We start from the raw sequence: 16,970 nt of genomic DNA, 5'->3' as shown, positions 1-16,970 counted from the left end.
TTAGTTCTTCAGCTATCTGTTTTTGGTTATTTCCTGCTTTTATTAACGCGTAAATCTGGTATCTTTCTTCTTGTGTCAGCTGTTTATATTTCATTAAAGCAATTTCCTTTGGCGAGAAAATGGCCGAATTATAACAGCTGGCCATCTAATCTGAGAAATTGCACTTATTATCCGAATTTAGGAATAGATGCGTTTACTAATGAATTATTTAAAGGCAATTATGCCGCAGTGATCCCCCTAGATACGTGGTTAAGCGACGATTTAATGCTAAAAATTGGCGCAGAAAATAACGTGTCTGAAACCGCTTTCACTTGCCAGCAAAGCGATGGCAGCTTTGCTATTCGCTGGTTCTCACCTTTGATGGAAATTGACTTTTGTGGCCATGCCACACTGGCAGCTGCTTATGTGCTTTGTGAGCAGCATAATTTAGCGCAAGTGCGTTTTTATGCTGCTGCCGTGGGCGAGTTAGTCGTTAATAAAATAGCGATGGTAGCTTTGCCATGACCTTTCCAAAACAAGCCCCGGTTGCTGTATTAAATACCCCTTCTGCACTGCTAAATGGTTTATCAAAAGCGCCCACAAAAGTGCTAAAAAACCGCCAAGCTTATTTTGTTATTTACGATAATGAGCAAGATGTAACTCAGCTTAAAACCGATTCGCAGTTACTAAAAACGTTATTTCCGCTCGATGTGGTTGCCAGCGCGCCTGGAGATAAATACGATTTTGTGTCTCGCTACTTTTGGCCCGCCAGTGGTGGCGATGAAGATTATGTAACAGGCTCTATTCATACCGGCCTTGCCCCTTATTGGGCGCAGCAATTAACTAAAACAAGGTTACGTGCTTATCAGGCTTCGAGCCGTGGAGGGCAGTTACTATGCGATGTTGGTGATACATATGTAACGATCACAGGGCATGCGGTAAGGTATTTAACCGGCACTATTTTTATTTAGCAAAGCGCTACATACTTTCTAAATTGTGTATAAATAAATCATGCTATTACTCTTGCGCTGCGAATAAAACGTTTTTATTTAAAAATATAATTTTTGAAAGTTAGCACAGGCGACGCAGCCGCCACTATATACTTATTACTTCAAACCGCGCCTCTACTATTCATTCTTGTTTAAAGTTATTGATTTATAAACTTAAAAATTACAGCTTTAATTTCTCTGTAGTATTACTTGTTATTCTTTTTATTAATTGAGAGCTATTTTAGAAATAGTTACTTACAAATGCGTCGTTAATATTTGGTTAAGCTCTGTTATTATGTTGTTAGTGAGTTTTTGAGGTAATTAAGTTATGCAAACAAGAATACTTAAATGGGTTTTTCCTTTTGTTGCACTTGCCATTGGCATAGTGAGCTTTATGGGAATTAACGCTATTGCAGAAGAATCGGCAGAAAAAAAACCAGTAGATACACGCCCTACCGTTACAGTAGAAAGTGCTTTGGCAAATAATCATCAGGTTATTATTAATAGTTACGGTGAAGTAAAGCCGCTTGAAAATACCCAATTGTCGGCGCAGGTGTCGGGTGAGGTATTAAGTTGGCATCCTAACTTTATTGCCGGTGGTGTAGTTGGCCGAGGCGAAACCCTATTTACTATTGAAAAAGACAATTACCAAGCAGCCGTTTTAATGGCAGAGGCTGAGCTTGCACGCGCACAAGCAGGCTTAATTGAAGAGCAAGCACAAGCACAAGTAGCAGCAGACGAAGCAACCCGCTTTCCAGGTAAGGCCCGTACAGATTTATTTTTACGTAAACCACAAGTGTTGAGTGCACAAGCGGCGGTTAAATCGGCACAAGCTGCTTTAAAACGTGCGCAACGTGACTTAGAAAACTGCGAAATAACTGCGCCATACGATGCGCTCGTTATTAGTCGTAATATTGGTGTTGGTCAGTTTGTATCTATGGGCTCGCAAGTGGCCGAAATTAATAACATAGAAACCGCAGAGGTGATCATTCCTATTGCCGGTTTTGATAGCATTTTTTTACCAGAGCGTATTAAAGGTATTACTGCAACAGTGATTCAAAAAGGACTAAATAGCTTTACTCGTGAAGCAGTAATAGACCGCGATTTAGGTATTGTAGATAGTGCTACCCGCATGAGTAGTTTAGTGGTGCGAATTGACGACCCTTACGGTTTAAAAAGCAAACAACCAGCAATTAAATTTGGCAGCTACGTACAGGTAAGTTTTGCAGGCGCTATGCTCAGTAACATTTACCGTTTACCGCAAGCATTAGTGAATAATCAAACGGTATGGATAGTAAATGATCAGCAACAACTTGAGCCGCGCAAAGTAACGGTTATTAGAGAAGAAGGTGAGTTTTTTTATATTAACAGCGGTTTAAATGCAGACGATAAACTCGTTGTTACCTTGCCAGAGTATCCGCAAAAGGGCATGGAAGTAAAAGTGGCTGGTACTAATACTAACAGCGCAACTGAAAGCTCAGAGACAAGCAACTCTAATACTCAGCAGTTGTAAGGCAGCAAAATATGAATGAACCAATAGAGCAAAAGCAAACGGGTATTATTGCCTACTTTGCAAAAAATTCGGTAGCTGCCAATTTAATGATGTTTTTTATCATTGTAATGGGGATTATTAGTTACTTTACTATTCAGCGCCAAATGTTTCCTAATGTAGAAATTAACTACATTAATATTGAAGCTAACTATCCTGGTGCATCGCCACAAGAAATAGAAGAAAGTATTCTCATAAAAATTGAGGAGTCGCTTAAGGATGTAACCGAAATTAAAAAAGGCGTGTATCGTGCGTTTCGTAATGGTGGCCGTGCGAGCTTAGAAATAAATACTGACGTTAAACTTACCGACGTGCTCGATAAAGTAAAACTTCGCGTAGATGGTATAGCCACGTTTCCTGGCGGTATGGAGCCGGTAACAATTAGCCAAGTAGAGTTTAGACAAGACGTAATAGGCATGACCTTAGTAGCCGACCTGCCACTGAGCGAGCTTAAGCCAATTGCAAACCAAATAGAGAGTGAGTTATTGCAGCTTTCTAATGTATCGCTAGTTGTTAACGATGTGCCACTTGATGAAATAGCCATTGAAATTGAACCCGATACGCTGCGCCAATATAACTTAACCTTAAGCGATGTAATGACTGCAGTACGCAGATATTCAGCTAACTTTTCGGCAGGGCAGCTAAAAACTGACTCGGGAGTTATTTCGGTACGCGTAGAAAATCAATTTTATAGCGGCGAAGAGTTTCGAAAAATACCGGTAAAAATTGGCGAATATGGCGCAAAAGTATTGTTGCAAGATATTGCCGTAATTAAAGACCAATTTACCGAAGGTGAGCGCTACTTTAAGTTTAATGGGCAAAATGCGGTGTATCTTTCGGTTAAAGCAACCCAAGAGCAAAACATGATCCCGGTTGCCGAGTCGGTTAAAGCATTTATAGAGCAAAAAAATAATCAGCTGCCACCCAGTATACGGTTAGAGCCATTAATGGATATGACTTACTATCTAAATGCTCGCCTTGATATGATGAAAGCTAACTTGTTTCAGGGCGCTATTTTAGTGGCAATTATGTTGTCGTTATTTTTGCGTTTTAAACTGGCGCTGTGGGTAATGCTAGGGCTGCCAGTGTGCTTTTTAGGTGCGATGATGATGATGCCGGTATTTGGTATTAGCATTAATATTATTTCGTTATTTGCGTTTATTATGGTGCTGGGAATAGTGGTGGACGACGCCATAGTCATAGGAGAGAGCGCCTACACCGAAATAGAAAGAAGTGGTGGTGGTGTTGAAAGCGTAGTGCGCGGCGCTAATCGTGTTGCAACGCCTGCGACTTTTGGCGTATTAACCACAATTGCAGTGTTTGCACCATTTACCTTATCGAGCGGCCCAGAAAGCGCGTTTTTTTACGGTATAGCGGTAGTGGTAATGCTGTGCTTAGTATTTAGTTTGGTTGAATCAAAACTAATTTTACCGGCGCATATTGCTCATACGCACTTTGCACCTATTAAAAAAGGCAGTTGGCGCGATCGCTTTAATACCCGTTTTTTTGGCTTTGTAAATGGCCCGTATAAACGCTTTATTGTGCGCTGCGTAGAATGGCGCTGGACGGTGATGTTTGCATTTATAGCAATGCTTATTCTTAGCGTTGGGTTAATTACCTCAAACAAAGTACGTACTGTACCCACCCCTAAAGTACCGCACGACTTTCCACAAATACGCGTAGAAATGAATGACAATGTTTCAGACATACAAACCATTGCAGCTATTCGCGACATTGAAGCTATGGTGCTGCAAGTTGATGAAGCAACCGAGCGTGAATTTGGTAAAAAAATGATCCGCGATATCTTGGTATTTAACCAAGGTAGAACAGAGTCACAGTTATTAGCGCCATTAGTTGATGAAGACTTGCGTCCGTATAACGCCTTTGAGTTATCGCGTCGTTGGCGTGAGGCTATGCCAACCATAGCTGGCGTTAAGTCGTTAACTATTCAAGATGATGCTGGCGGCGGCGGTGCCAACGGTAATGGTGAGTTTGGCTATTTATTGTATGGCTCAGACATAGACACGCTAAATAATGCAGGGCGTCGTTTTATTCAATTACTGCAGCAACAAAAAGGTTTGTTTGATATTAGCTCGACCATTGATCCTGCTAGTAAAGAAGTGCAAATGAGCTTAAAACCGGTTGCTTACGACTTAGGTTTAGATCTTTCGAGTGTTGCCACCCAAGTAGGTGCTAGCTTTTATGGTGGTGAAGCGCAGCGCGTGATCAGAAACGGCGAAGAAGTACGTGTAATGGTTCGTTACCCTAAGCTTACTCGCGAAGCATTTTCATCACTTAAACATGCAGTGATCACCACACCACAAGGGCGTGAGGTATTACTCGGTGATGTAGTTGAGCTAACCGAAACACCAGGCATTAGTTATATTCGCCGTGAAGGAGGCTATCGTACAGTTTATGTATATGGCAGTATCGACGAAGAACAAATAGAGCCAGGTGAAGTAGTTAAACAAGTTAAAGAAAACTTATTGCCGCAGCTTAAAGATGAGTTCCCTACAGTTAAATCTGAGCTAGGTGGTGCAATAGAGGAGCAACAAGCGCAAGCAAGTGAGCAAATGATGTTTTTTATTGGCGGCATGATCCTCGTTTATATTTTACTGGCTGTGCCATTAAAAAGTTACTCGCAACCGCTTATTGTTATGTCGGTTATTCCGTTTAGCTTAACGGGGGCTATTTGGGGGCATTATTGGTTTGGTTTAGATATTAGTTTAATGTCGGGCTTTGGTTTAATAGCCGCTGCAGGGGTAGTAATAAACGACTCCCTAGTTATGACCGATTATGTAAACCAAGTACGCCGTAACGGCGTAAGTATTAAAGATGCCGTTATTGAGGCAGGCTGTGCACGCTTTAGAGCTATATTGCTCACCTCAATTACTACCTTTGCAGGGGTATTACCCATTATGTTTGAAACCAGCCTACAAGCTAAATTTGTTACCCCAATGGCAGTAGCGCTGGGCTTTGCTGTTATGTTTGCTACTTTAATAACACTGATATTAGTACCGTGTTTATATATTATTTTAACGGATATAGGCGCGTTATTTAAACGCCCGTTTAGTAAAAAAACCACTAAAGCTACAATTTAAAATAGCATTGTAAGTAAGCAGCAAAGTAAAAAGCCAACCGAATTAGGTTGGCTTTTTGTTTTGTATAGAGCTTAAGTATTAGATTTAAATCTTGGTTACATTCTTTTGTTTGTTTATTGCTCTAAATGTCTTGGCTGTGTATTTGTGTATTACCAATGCAAGGTTTGGATTTTAAGGTGTTGCTGTGTTTATGCATACGTCATTGGTCTGTGGAAAATGGACACCAATAGGTTGCTTAAATCAGGATGTCCAATTATCTATTGGCGATTCTGTGGTAGTAACCTTTTATGACATGCAAGGAGAGCTAGTCGATTTATCATTTAGTTATGAAGTGACGGTATCTGAGCAGGGAGGGCCTAATACGTGGCCGCGCCTAATAGCAGAATATATTAATGTGCATGTTCCCTTAGTTAGCGCAGGGCGCATGACCGATACAGGGCTAGTAGTTGCTTATCGTTATAATCAAATATTTGCACTAGAATCAAGCGGTATTTGTAAAGCGGATGTTAGTGTTAATTGTTTGGCTAAACGCAATGTGTCGGTGATAGAAAATAGCGCAGAATACGATAGTGTTTATCCCGCTGGTGGCGATAGTTATAATGCAGGCATAAAAGTATTGCAGCCCAAAACAGGGCATATTTATCAGTGTAAAGCATGGCCATTTAGTGAGTATTGCCGTGTTAATGGTGAGCAAAGTGCCATGTTTGAACCCGGAGTGGGTAAAAGCTGGGCTATGGCTTGGCAGCAAGTAAAATAAATAGCTTGTATACAGTTTTGAATTGGAATTATTTCTCAAGGTGTTTTTCTTAAGATATTCTTCTTGAGGTACTCTCTTCCCAAGGTGCTCTCTTCCCAAGGTATAAAGACAACAATAAAAATTGCAGAAATTTTAGTAATTGTACTTATACCGTTTAGCCCGCTCAGCAATGAGTGGGCTTTTTTATTTTTATGGTAAACTGGCAAATATTGTTATTTTTTAATCGGTTTATTTGTGTCTACTTCTGATTTTTCTTTGGCCTTGCTGCCAAGCTCCCCTATTGCTGAAAAGCAAGCCTATACCCTTAACACACACGATAAAACACGTATCGATAATTACTATTGGATGCGTGATGACGAACGTCAAAATAAAGATGTATTAGCGCATTTACATGCTGAAAACAGCTATTGTGAAGCGCAATTAGCGCCAATGCAGCCATTGCAAAACATTCTTTTTGAAGAGCTAAAGGGCCGTATTGTAAAAGACGACAATACAGTACCGGTTAAAGATGGCAAATACTGGTATCACTCTGAAGTGCGTGGCGATGACGAATATTCTCGTCATTATCGCAGTAGTGATATGAGTACTAGCGATAAGCAAATTTTATTAGATGTAAATAAGCTAGCGGCCGGATTTGAATTTTTTGAGCTAGGCGAAGTAGCACTGAGCCCGTGTGAGCAATTAATGGCGTACTCAGAAGATACTGAAGGGCGTCGTATTTATACCGTGCACTTTAAAAATATAACCACTGACGAAATGCTCACCGATAAGTTAGAAAACACCGAAGGCCAAGTGGTTTGGGCTAACGACAATAAAACGGTTTTTTACGTTAAAAAAGATCTAAAAACATTATTAGGTTACCAAGTATTTAGGCACGTGCTGGGTACAGAGCAAAGCCAAGATGTAATGGTGTACGAAGAGCAAGACAGCAGCTTTTTTATGGGGCTGGGCAAAAGTCGCGACGAAAGCCTTATTATTATTGATTTAGCCAGCACCGAAACTAACGACACCTGGGTACTTGATGCTGACCAGCCAAACGGCGAGTTCAACGCATTAATGCCACGCGAAGAAGGCCATGAATTTGACGTTGATAAGCTTGGCGATACTTTTTACATAGTGACGAATTGGCAAGCCAAAAACTTTCGCTTAATGACCGCAACCAGTCAAACTATTGCCGATAAAACCCAGTGGCAGCAGCACACAGCTCATCGCGATGATGTACTGCTTGAAGGTGTAGAATTATTTAACGACTTTTTAGTATTAAGTGAGCGCGAGCAAGGGCAAGCCCGTTTTGTGGTTGTTAATAAACAAGGTGAACGCATGACATTAGCGTTTGAAGATCCTTGCTACTACGCCGCCATAGCAATGAATCCAGAGCCAGAATCACGCAGTGCCCGTATTTACTACTCAAGCTTAACTACGCCTGGCTCGCTATACGATGTTGATTTAACTACAGGCGAAAAAACCTTACTAAAACAACAGCAAATATTAGGAGACTTTAACGCCGATAATTATCAGTCAGAACGCCTAATGATAACTGCACGCGATGGCGTAAAAGTACCTGTATCTGTTGTTTACCGTAAAGAGAGCTTTAAAAAGGACGGTACTAACCCGTTGTTTCAATATGGCTATGGTGCTTATGGCTATACTATTGATCCTAGTTTTTCGAGTACATCATTAAGCTTACTCGATCGCGGCTTTGTGTACGTTATTGCGCATGTGCGTGGCTCAGAAATGTTAGGTAGGCAGTGGTACGAGCAAGGTAAAAAACAACATAAACAAAACAGCTTTAACGACTTTATAGACGTTACTAAAGCGCTGGTTGAGCAAGGTTACGGCGATAAAAATAAAGTATTTGCATCGGGTGGCAGTGCGGGTGGTTTATTAATGGGAGCCGTGGTAAACCAAGCACCTGAGCTTTATTGTGGCGTTGGTTGTCATGTGCCATTTTTAGATGTGCTAACCACTATGTTAGATGAAAGTATTCCGCTAACCACCAACGAATACGACGAGTGGGGTAACCCTAACGATGCGCAATTTTATGATGTAATTGCAGCCTATTCACCGTACGATAATATTTGCGCGCAAGAGTATCCGCATATGCTAATAACCACAGGGCTGCACGACTCACAGGTACAATATTGGGAACCGATGAAGTGGGTAGCTAAAATGCGCGAGCTAAAAACCGATAATAATATTTTAGTATTTAAAACCGATATGGATGCCGGACACGGTGGCGCATCTGGGCGTTTTAAAAGCTTAGAAGAAAGAGCGCTCGAAATGGCCTTTTTTATCGCCTTACTAAATAATTAGGCAACAATTAAAAAGTGCACAAATAAAAACATCGCCACTGTAAAGTAGGCGATGTTTTTATTTTATAGCTGCTTAAATACAGCGGTTAATGCATTTAACTTTTATTAATCTAAGTAAGCTTTTAACATCCAAACAAGTTTTTCTTGCTCTGAAATATAATCACTCATTAGCGCGGCTGTACCTTCGTCGTTTGCATCGGCTGCTTGGCTTAAAATTTCGCGCTGCATTTTAATCAACACACTGTAACCTGCAAGTAAGTTCTCTACTGCAGCTACACCGTCGCTAATACCTTTAGCTTCTTTAATTTTACTTACTTCTAGGTAATCTGAAAACGCATGCAGTGGCGCACCATCTAGCGTTAAAATACGCTCAGCAACTTCATCTACTTTTAAAAGCAATAAGTTATAAATTTCTTCAAACTTAATGTGTAGTTCAAAAAAGTTACGGCCTTTAATATTCCAATGAAACCCACGTGCGTTCATGTACTGAATTTGATAGCTGCTCAGTAGCGAGTTTAATGACTTAATAATGTCTTCACTTTTTGCACTGTTTAAACCAATAGCATTTACCTGTGACATAGCTTGTTCCTTAAATAACCGTTAATAACGTTAACTGCTAATGAGTATTGCCTATCATCAGCCGTTAGTAAAATAATTTAAATAGATGGGATTAATAGCTTAAATAAATCGTGTACTTACATTGCTTATAAAAATAATAAATAGATCATTAATAGTAATGGGTCGGATTAATTAAAATACCACCCCTGAAGGGAAAATATATCTTCAACACTACAAATCATGATCCAAAACAAGCTTTAAACAAGTTAAGTGCGCCGCTGTCGCATTAATTGATTTAGGTCAAAAATCATTCGACTTGATAACGCATAATAAGGAGGTAGCAATCATTAGGAGAAATAAAGTGAGCACAAAAACAGCTAAACAACATAAAGCTGAATTGATCGTAACGGGTATCGCCGTGGTAGTGTTTTTAATTGGCGTAATAGCGCATTTAGCCAGTGCCAGCTTTGCTAACTTTGATACTTTTGGTTATATAGCCGCACCTATACCACTAGTATTAGGTATTATATTTTTAATTAGTTATAAAATTGCAGCAGCGGCAGAAGATTAATCGTCTTCGTTTAAGCGCTCTAAAATATAATCGAGTACTTGGCGAGAGTAAATCATACTGGTATGGCTTAAATGAAACACTTTATGTTCGGCCATACCTTTGAGCTTGGTTTCATCAAGTAATACAGTGCCATCAGAGCAACTGCCTTTAACAATAAGCGGCATAAGCCCTATGGGTAAATCACCAGCAATACTGTAAAGTTTGGCTTTAAAAGGCCAATTACCGTTTTTAGAAAGTAAAAACTCTACGCTATTTTTTAAAAAAGATTCAAACCCTTTTTGCTGCATTTTTTGCGCAATATGGCTGCCTTTATGTGGGGTGCCTAAAGTAATTACTTTTTCAACATGTTGGCTTGCAGGCGAGTTCGCCTCAAGATACGCACGAGCAACAAGCCCGCCCATAGAATGGCAAACAAAAGCCGAAGGCTGATCGCCTATAAACTCATCTATTTGCGCAAAAATAGCATCGCGATTAGGAGTGAGCGTATTGTAAGTTAGGTTTAAAACTTTTACGCCAGAACTTTTTAAGCGAGAGCACAACGGGCGCATCACAAAGCCAGACATATATAAGCCGTGTAAAACAATAACCTGCTTAACCTTCATACGCCCCTCACCTTGGTGTTATCACATTAACTGCTGTGGTTTTATTTCAATATTGGTCGTGTCGGTATTAACCCACATCTCGCCATCTTGAATAGTAATAGCAAGCTTTATATTACGATCAACCAAATTGGCCAAAGCTTGGGTAACACCATAATCTAAACTAAATATACTAAGATTTTTAAAATCACGTAATTTAGGCTGCTGTTTTTGCCACCAAATAGCCTGGTTGTTTTCGCCATAAGTGTAAAGCACCACTTTTTTAGCTTTATTACAGGCTTTTTTAAGGCGCTTTTCGTCAGGTAAACCCAGCTCTATCCACAGCTCTATTTCTTCACTGTAGTTTTTATGCCACAGCTCGGGCTCATCGTCAGAACTTAATCCTTTGGTAAATTCTAAACCATCACAGCTATTGAGTGCAAAAGCGAGTAAGCGGATCATCAAACGTTGTTCGGTTTCTGAAGGATGCTGGGCCAAGGTTAAATTAAAATCTTGGTAAACGTGACGGTCCATATCGCTAAGCGACAACTGCACTTTCATAATGGTGGATTTAAGAGCCATAACTACTTATTTGAAAAAATTTGCGCCAGTATAGCGCAATTAAATGAATTGCCTGTGAAAATAGCAAGAAATTTACAATAGTGTTTAACTGCTGCCATATCAATTTACTGAGTAAGATTAATAATTGTTAGTTATGTTTTATAGAGGTTGATTGGGTTTTATTCATGGGATTGAATTTTTTGTTTTTAGTTTGTATTGGGCATGAGGTTGTTTTATTAGTTGTATACCTTATAGGCTGAAAAATAAAGAAAATTTACTCAATGTAGCCACATACTTTTTATCCGAGCGTAAATAAGATATTTTTCTATCAAAGCTTAAGTGCGATAGCATGATTAAAATTTCAACGGCTAGTTTATTTTAAGAAGAATTAAATCCTCTTTGTGTAGTAAACTGACACTATTAGCCAAGTACAAAAAGTGTAATTGTACTCTTTAGTACCCCACACAGTACCCCATGGCGTTATGGGTTAGAATAAAAGGTTTGCAAATCAAATGAGTAGAGCAGGAATACAGTGGTTCCCTGGGCACATGAATAAAGCCCGTAACGAAATTAAAGAAATAATGCCGCAAATGGATGTGATTATTGAGGTGCTTGATGCGCGCATTCCTTATAGTAGCGAAAACCCTATGGTGGCGACGCTGCGTGAAGGTAAACCGGTAATTAAAATTTTGAATAAAGCCGATTTAGCCGATCCAAAAATGACTCAAATATGGAAAGATTACTTTGAGCAAGAAAACGGCGTAAAAGCAATTGCTTTTGGTAATGATAAAGCGGCTGAAGTACACCGTATTAATGAGCTGTGTAAAAAGTTAGTGCCTCACAAGGTGGGTGCCGATAAGCAAATTAAAGCCATGATTATGGGTATTCCTAACGTGGGTAAATCTACGTTAATTAATGTGTTAGCTGGGCGTATAGTTGCTAAAACAGGTAACGAGCCTGCGGTAACTAAAGCGCAGCAACGTATTAAGCTTGAAGACGGCATTATGCTTTACGATACGCCGGGTATGCTATGGCCAAAAGTTGAAAATGAAAACTCGGGTTACCGCTTAGGCGCAACTGGCGCAATACGCGATACAGCACTTGAGTATGAAGAAGTGGCGAGCTACACAGCTGAGTATTTAATAAAGGCGTACCCTGAGCTACTAAAAACACGCTACAAAATAGATGAACTACCAGAGAGTGACTGGGAGTTTGTTGAATTAGCGGGTAAAAAGCGTGGTTGTATTCGTGGTGGTAACCAAATAGACACTTACAAAATGTCGGAAATTTTAATTAACGAACTACGCGATGGCATTATTGGCCGCATTACTATGGAAACCCCACAAATGCGTGAGGAAGAAGAGATAATGGTTGCTGGTTTACGTGCGGCTGCGGCGGCTAAAAAGCAAGCCAAAGAAGACGAAAAGTTACAACGCCGAGCGCGAGCGCGTAAAAATCGTCGTTAATAATTAATCTGAACCTAGGATAATCTATCTCGAGCAGCTATTTTCAGCGCTAACTGCGTTGAATTTACTTGCAATAGGCCAGCTATTGACGCGTAAATTCGCCTTGTTTTCACTGAGAATCTCTGGCTAGAGAAAATAAATTTAAATATCACCATGATTCAATACGTTAGTAAATCTCTTAACCAGAGTTCAGGTTATTTAGCGTTATAAGTAATTAAAGTTTGTTAAATTACAGACATAAAAAAAGCCCGTAAGGGCTTTTTTAGTTTCATATCTACCGTCACCGATATGAGCAATGTAGCAAGTAAAATAGTAGGGCGGTTACTCGTTATCAACATCAAGGGGCGTTGTGTTGAATTTACAAGTAACCATAGCAGTTAACGTGCGCTACACGTTGTTCCAGGGTCGAGAAACAAATCAGTTTATTTCGTAACAAGTTAGGATGTACCCCCTCCTTGTTGATAGTGATTATCAATTAGATTTAGGTGTGTGTCAACACCCAAATGCAAATAGTTCTTATTTATTTTTGTCGTGCATATTTTGAATTGTTAGCACTAAAGTGGGTGCTGCTTTTTTCTGCAAAAACACATATGCTAGATAAATAATTATAAAAATAATTAAAAGAATAAAACTATGTTTTCTATTTGGTCGATTAGCTTAATTGCCGTGGTGTATTTAGGCATATTGTTTGCTGTTGCAGGGTGGGCCGATAAGCGTAAGGTTTTACCTTTTAAAGGCTTAACTTATGGTTTGTCGTTAGGGGTTTATTGTACCTCGTGGGCTTTTTTTGGCACTACCGCACAGGCTGCAAGTAATGGCTGGTGGCTCGCCCCTACTTATGCGGGCACTATTATATTATTTATTTTTGGTTGGCAGCTATATTGCCGCATTGCGCATATTTGTCGGCAACAAAAACTTACCTCAATGGCCGACTTTATAGCCACTCGGTATGGACAATCATCGAGTTTGTCGGGTTTGGTGTCGCTTATTTCGGTGATTGCAATTGTGCCGTATACTTCTTTGCAGCTTAGTGCTACGGCGCAAAGTATTAACTTGCTTACCGACCGAGCACCCACGCAAAGTAATGCGGTGTGGGCCGACAGTACTTTTTATATCACCTTACTTTTAGCTTTATTTGCTATTTTATTTGGTGCTAGGCGGTTACGGCCAAGCGAGCATAACCCAGGGCTTATCGCCAGTATTGCGTTTGAGTCGGTGGTAAAGTTGCTGGCATTTATTACAGTGGGTTATATGTTTGCTTTGCACTATTTGATAACCCAGTCGCCTTATACGAAAAAGCCTATGAGCTTAAACTACCCACCCAAGTTACCGCTACGCAAAGCCCTGTTTATGTATATGTTGCGCACACCTTACTAGGGTTTTTAGTTACGTTATGTTTGCCGCGTCAGTTTCATATGAGCTTTATTGAAAACAATAACGACAATGAACTGGCCAAAGCGCGGTGGATATTTCCACTTTATTTGCTACTAATTAATTTATTTATTTTACCTATAGCTTACGCCGGCTTGGTTTACTTTAATGGCAATGATATTGGCCACGATTCTTTTGTATTAGCATTGCCTATGGCGGCAAACAATACCCTGGTAACGTTATTGGCATTTTTAGGTGGGTTTTCGGCAGCAACCAGTATGGTGATTGTATCGTCGATTGTATTATCGGTAATGATCACTAATGATTTTATTAATCAGTTTATTTTACGTCGCTCGCAGCTTACCTCAAGTAGCCGTGGGTTAGATAAAAACAACTTATTACATGCGCGTAAAATTGTTATTGTGCTCATTTTACTACTTAGTTACTTTACTCACCGAGTACTTGGAGAAACCAGCACTTTAGCCACAGTGGGCTTAATGTCGTTTACTTTAGTGGCGCAGTTTGCACCTGCCATGATAATTGGTTTGTGGTGGCGACATGCCTCTTGCAGAGGCGCGCAACTGGGTATTTTAACCGGCTTTATTATTTGGGGTTATACCTTACTATTACCAAACTTGGCCAGTGGCCTGGGTAGCCAAAGTAGTTGGCTAACAGAAGGGCCATGGCAAATAGCTTGGCTGGCGCCTACCGATTTATTGTCGCTTGGTTTGGAGAGTATTAGCCAAGCGTTATTGCTATCTTTAGGTGCAAATTGCTTAGTGTATTTATTAATGCCCTTTTTTAGTCAAGCCACTCTTGCTGAGCGATTACAAAGTAATAAATTTATTGCACAACCCCATGATTCACGCCTAGACACTACATTGCATCCGTTGAGTTATCATGACCTGGGGGCTTTATTGCAGCGTTTTGCTGAAAAAGAAGCGAGCCAATCGTTAGTTAATCATTATTTTCCTGATGATAAAAGCCAATGGAAAAGCCCGGCTAAAGCCGAGTTAGAGTTATTGGTAGAGCGTGAGATGTCGGCAGTAATAGGCGGTGCATCGGCACGGCTTATTTTAGACGTAGCTAAAAATGAGCAGCGCCAACCATTAGAGCAAGTGGCCGAATTTGTAGATGAAGCCAGCCAAGTACTTAAATTTAACCGCGATCTTTTACAATCCACAATTGAAAACATTCAACAAGGTATAAGTGTGGTAGATAGTGAATTGCGTTTAGTAGCGTGGAATAAAGGCTATAAACGTATGTTTACTTACCCAGACGATGCTTTATATATTGGCCGGCCAGTAGCCGATATTATTCGCTTTAATGCGCTGCGAGGGTTATTTAATAGCGGTAATATTGCCATTGAAATAGATAAGCGCTTAGCGTATTTAAAGCAAGGCAGTGCTTATAAATTTCAGCGTTCGCACAGCGATGGCCGAGTATTCGAAATGCAAGGCAACCCACTGCCCGGTGGTGGCTTTGTAACTACTTATACCGATATTACCGAGTTTGTAAAACAACAGACACTAATAAATACTTTGTAATTAGCTCAGACACTTTAGTTAATGCCAATTGGCACGATCCTAATGTAATTACGACTGGCCCTGCATCAACTAATCCGGCAACAGGTAAACCGTATGGCCTTGATTTTCCGGTAGTGACCATTACTGATTTTGTTGAAGTGCAAAAACGCTTACTCGATAGTTTAGGTATTAACAAACTGCATGCCGTAATAGGTGCCTCAATGGGATCGTTTCAGGCACTGGAGTGGGCGGTACGTTATCCAGAGCAAGTAGAGCGCTTAGTACATGTAATTGGCGCAGCAACCATGGATGCATGGACTGTGTCGGCACTAGAAAAGTGGGCTATGCCAATTCGTTTAGATAAAAACTGGCAGCAAGGTAATTACTATAATAAAGAGCGCCCGCTTGCAGGGCTTACCGCTACGCTACTAAACATTACCCAAGATGCTATGCATCCGCTTATTTATAACGCTAGTTTCCCAAATTTTGAGGTGCTAGATGACGACGCACTGCAAGATATTCGTACTCTACCAAAAGTAAACCAAGTTTTAGAGGCTAGAGCATTAGCTAAAGCTAAGCTACAAGATGCAAACCATGTGTTGTACTTAGTGCGAGCATCGCAGTTATTTACCGTAGGTAGATCAGCCAATTTAACTGATGCCCTAAAAAAGGTGCAGGCAAAAACCTTATTGCTACCTGCCACTAACGATTTATTACTACGTCCCGAAAATGTCCGCAAAATGCACTCAATAATGGATGAACTAGGTAAGGAGGTTACTATTTCTGAAATTGCGGGAGGCTGGGGTCATTTAGATGGGCTATTTTCGATTACGCCTAAAGCGCAGCAAATTAGTGAGTTTTTAGCCAACTAGTAGGCCTGCATGAGCAAAACAATTTTAATAACCGGTGCAGCCAGCGGTATTGGCTTATATATAGCACAGCAATTAGCCGCAGCGGGTCATCATATTATAGTAACCGACCTAAATGCAGCGTACGCAAAAGAAGCGGCAGAAGATATTGTTACTAATGGCGGGAAAGCCCAAGGTTATGCATTAAATGTGGCCGACAGCGAGGCAATTACCGTTTTTTTTAAGCAGTTACCGCAAGCTGTTGATGTACTTATAAATAATGCCGGCATTCAGCACGTAGCAAAGCTTGAAGAATTTCCGGCTGATAAATGGCAATTTTTGCAGCAAGTAATGCTCGTTGGGCCCGCAATGATGACCCAAGCGGTATTGCCTAAAATGCGGGAACAAAATTTTGGCCGAATTATTAATATTGGCTCTATTCATGCCATGGTGGCCTCTAAATATAAGTCGGCCTATGTGGCCGCCAAACATGGCTTAATTGGCTTTAGTAAAACCATAGCGCTTGAAACAGGAGATGCCAATATAACCATTAATACCGTGTGTCCCGCGTATGTGAAAACTCCGCTAGTAGAGCAGTAAATTGCCGCACAAGCCAAAGAGCATGGTTTATCTGAGCAACAAGTTATCGATACTATTATGCTAGCACCCATGCCTAAAAAAGCCTTTATTGGTTTAGATGAAATACACCATACGGTAACCTTTTTAATGGCTGATGCGGCGCGAAACATTACCGCACAAGCTATAGCAATAGATGGCGGCTGGACCGCACAATAGGAGCTAACA

9 protein-coding genes and 4 pseudogenes are annotated in these 16,970 nt (G+C 40.4%); 10 read left to right on the top strand and 3 right to left on the bottom strand.

The features are described 5' to 3' along the window. The first annotated feature begins 183 nt into the window (after window positions 1–183). The 5 genes and pseudogenes from HC000_RS11155 to HC000_RS11135 all read left to right on the top strand — a co-directional run bounded on the left by HC000_RS11155 (window position 184) and on the right by HC000_RS11135 (window position 8,688). Window positions 184–950, top strand: a pseudogene (locus HC000_RS11155) (PhzF family phenazine biosynthesis protein). Between the two features lie 346 nt (window positions 951–1,296). After that, window positions 1,297–2,481 carry an efflux RND transporter periplasmic adaptor subunit gene (locus HC000_RS11150; RefSeq protein ID WP_179807660.1) on the top strand — a complete coding sequence of 395 codons (1,185 nt, stop codon included), beginning with the start codon at window positions 1,297–1,299 and terminating at the stop codon, window positions 2,479–2,481. Window positions 2,482–2,492: 11 nt separating this feature from the next. After that, window positions 2,493–5,618 carry an efflux RND transporter permease subunit gene (locus HC000_RS11145; RefSeq protein ID WP_179807659.1) on the top strand — a complete coding sequence of 1,042 codons (3,126 nt, stop codon included), beginning with the start codon at window positions 2,493–2,495 and terminating at the stop codon, window positions 5,616–5,618. 190 nt (window positions 5,619–5,808) lie between these two features. Continuing rightward, the gene (locus HC000_RS11140; RefSeq protein WP_179807663.1) at window positions 5,809–6,375 is read left to right on the top strand and encodes a chitin-binding protein; all 567 of its coding nucleotides are present in this window, start codon (window positions 5,809–5,811) and stop codon (window positions 6,373–6,375) included. Between the two features lie 234 nt (window positions 6,376–6,609). Further along, window positions 6,610–8,688: a S9 family peptidase gene (locus HC000_RS11135; protein WP_179807658.1), complete on the top strand. Its 2,079-nt coding sequence runs from the start codon at window positions 6,610–6,612 to the stop codon at window positions 8,686–8,688. Window positions 8,689–8,792: 104 nt separating this feature from the next. On the opposite strand, the gene HC000_RS11130 is transcribed toward HC000_RS11135, so the two are convergent. Beyond that, on the bottom strand, window positions 8,793–9,266 hold the full coding sequence (locus HC000_RS11130) for a Dps family protein (RefSeq protein ID WP_011329579.1): 474 nt from the start codon (window positions 9,264–9,266) through the stop codon (window positions 8,793–8,795). A 340-nt stretch (window positions 9,267–9,606) separates the two neighbouring features. On the opposite strand from HC000_RS11130, the gene HC000_RS11125 reads away from it, so the two are divergent. Beyond that, a complete protein-coding gene (locus tag HC000_RS11125) occupies window positions 9,607–9,816 on the top strand; it encodes a hypothetical protein (protein WP_011329578.1) in 210 nt (69 codons plus the stop codon). Here the strand turns inward: HC000_RS11125 and HC000_RS11120 are convergent. After that, window positions 9,813–10,418: an alpha/beta hydrolase gene (locus tag HC000_RS11120; protein WP_086993140.1), complete on the bottom strand. Its 606-nt coding sequence runs from the start codon at window positions 10,416–10,418 to the stop codon at window positions 9,813–9,815. The two genes, HC000_RS11125 and HC000_RS11120, sit on opposite strands and share 4 nt — an antisense overlap. 21 nt (window positions 10,419–10,439) lie before the next feature. Next, window positions 10,440–10,976 (bottom strand): YaeQ family protein, encoded by a 537-nt coding sequence (locus HC000_RS11115; RefSeq protein ID WP_058374423.1) that lies wholly within the window; start codon window positions 10,974–10,976, stop codon window positions 10,440–10,442. Window positions 10,977–11,467: 491 nt separating this feature from the next. Between HC000_RS11115 and ylqF the strand changes: the two genes are divergently transcribed. The 4 genes and pseudogenes from ylqF to HC000_RS11095 all read left to right on the top strand — a co-directional run bounded on the left by ylqF (window position 11,468) and on the right by HC000_RS11095 (window position 16,961). After that, window positions 11,468–12,421 carry a ribosome biogenesis GTPase YlqF gene (gene ylqF, locus HC000_RS11110; protein WP_011329575.1) on the top strand — a complete coding sequence of 318 codons (954 nt, stop codon included), beginning with the start codon at window positions 11,468–11,470 and terminating at the stop codon, window positions 12,419–12,421. A gap of 633 nt (window positions 12,422–13,054) precedes the next feature. Next, a pseudogene (locus tag HC000_RS11105) lies at window positions 13,055–15,318 on the top strand (PAS-domain containing protein); the annotation flags it as partial. After that, window positions 15,318–16,190: pseudogene (locus tag HC000_RS11100) on the top strand (homoserine O-acetyltransferase); the annotation flags it as partial. The pseudogenes HC000_RS11105 and HC000_RS11100, both read left to right, overlap by 1 nt. 9 nt (window positions 16,191–16,199) lie before the next feature. Continuing rightward, a pseudogene (locus HC000_RS11095) lies at window positions 16,200–16,961 on the top strand (3-hydroxybutyrate dehydrogenase). Window positions 16,962–16,970 lie beyond the last annotated feature (9 nt).

The organism is Pseudoalteromonas sp. MIP2626, from assembly GCF_013414205.1.
GTDB lineage: Bacteria > Pseudomonadota > Gammaproteobacteria > Enterobacterales > Alteromonadaceae > Pseudoalteromonas > Pseudoalteromonas nigrifaciens.
The sequence above is the reverse complement of the archived record's forward strand: the minus strand, read 5'-3'. Positions and strand labels throughout refer to the sequence as shown.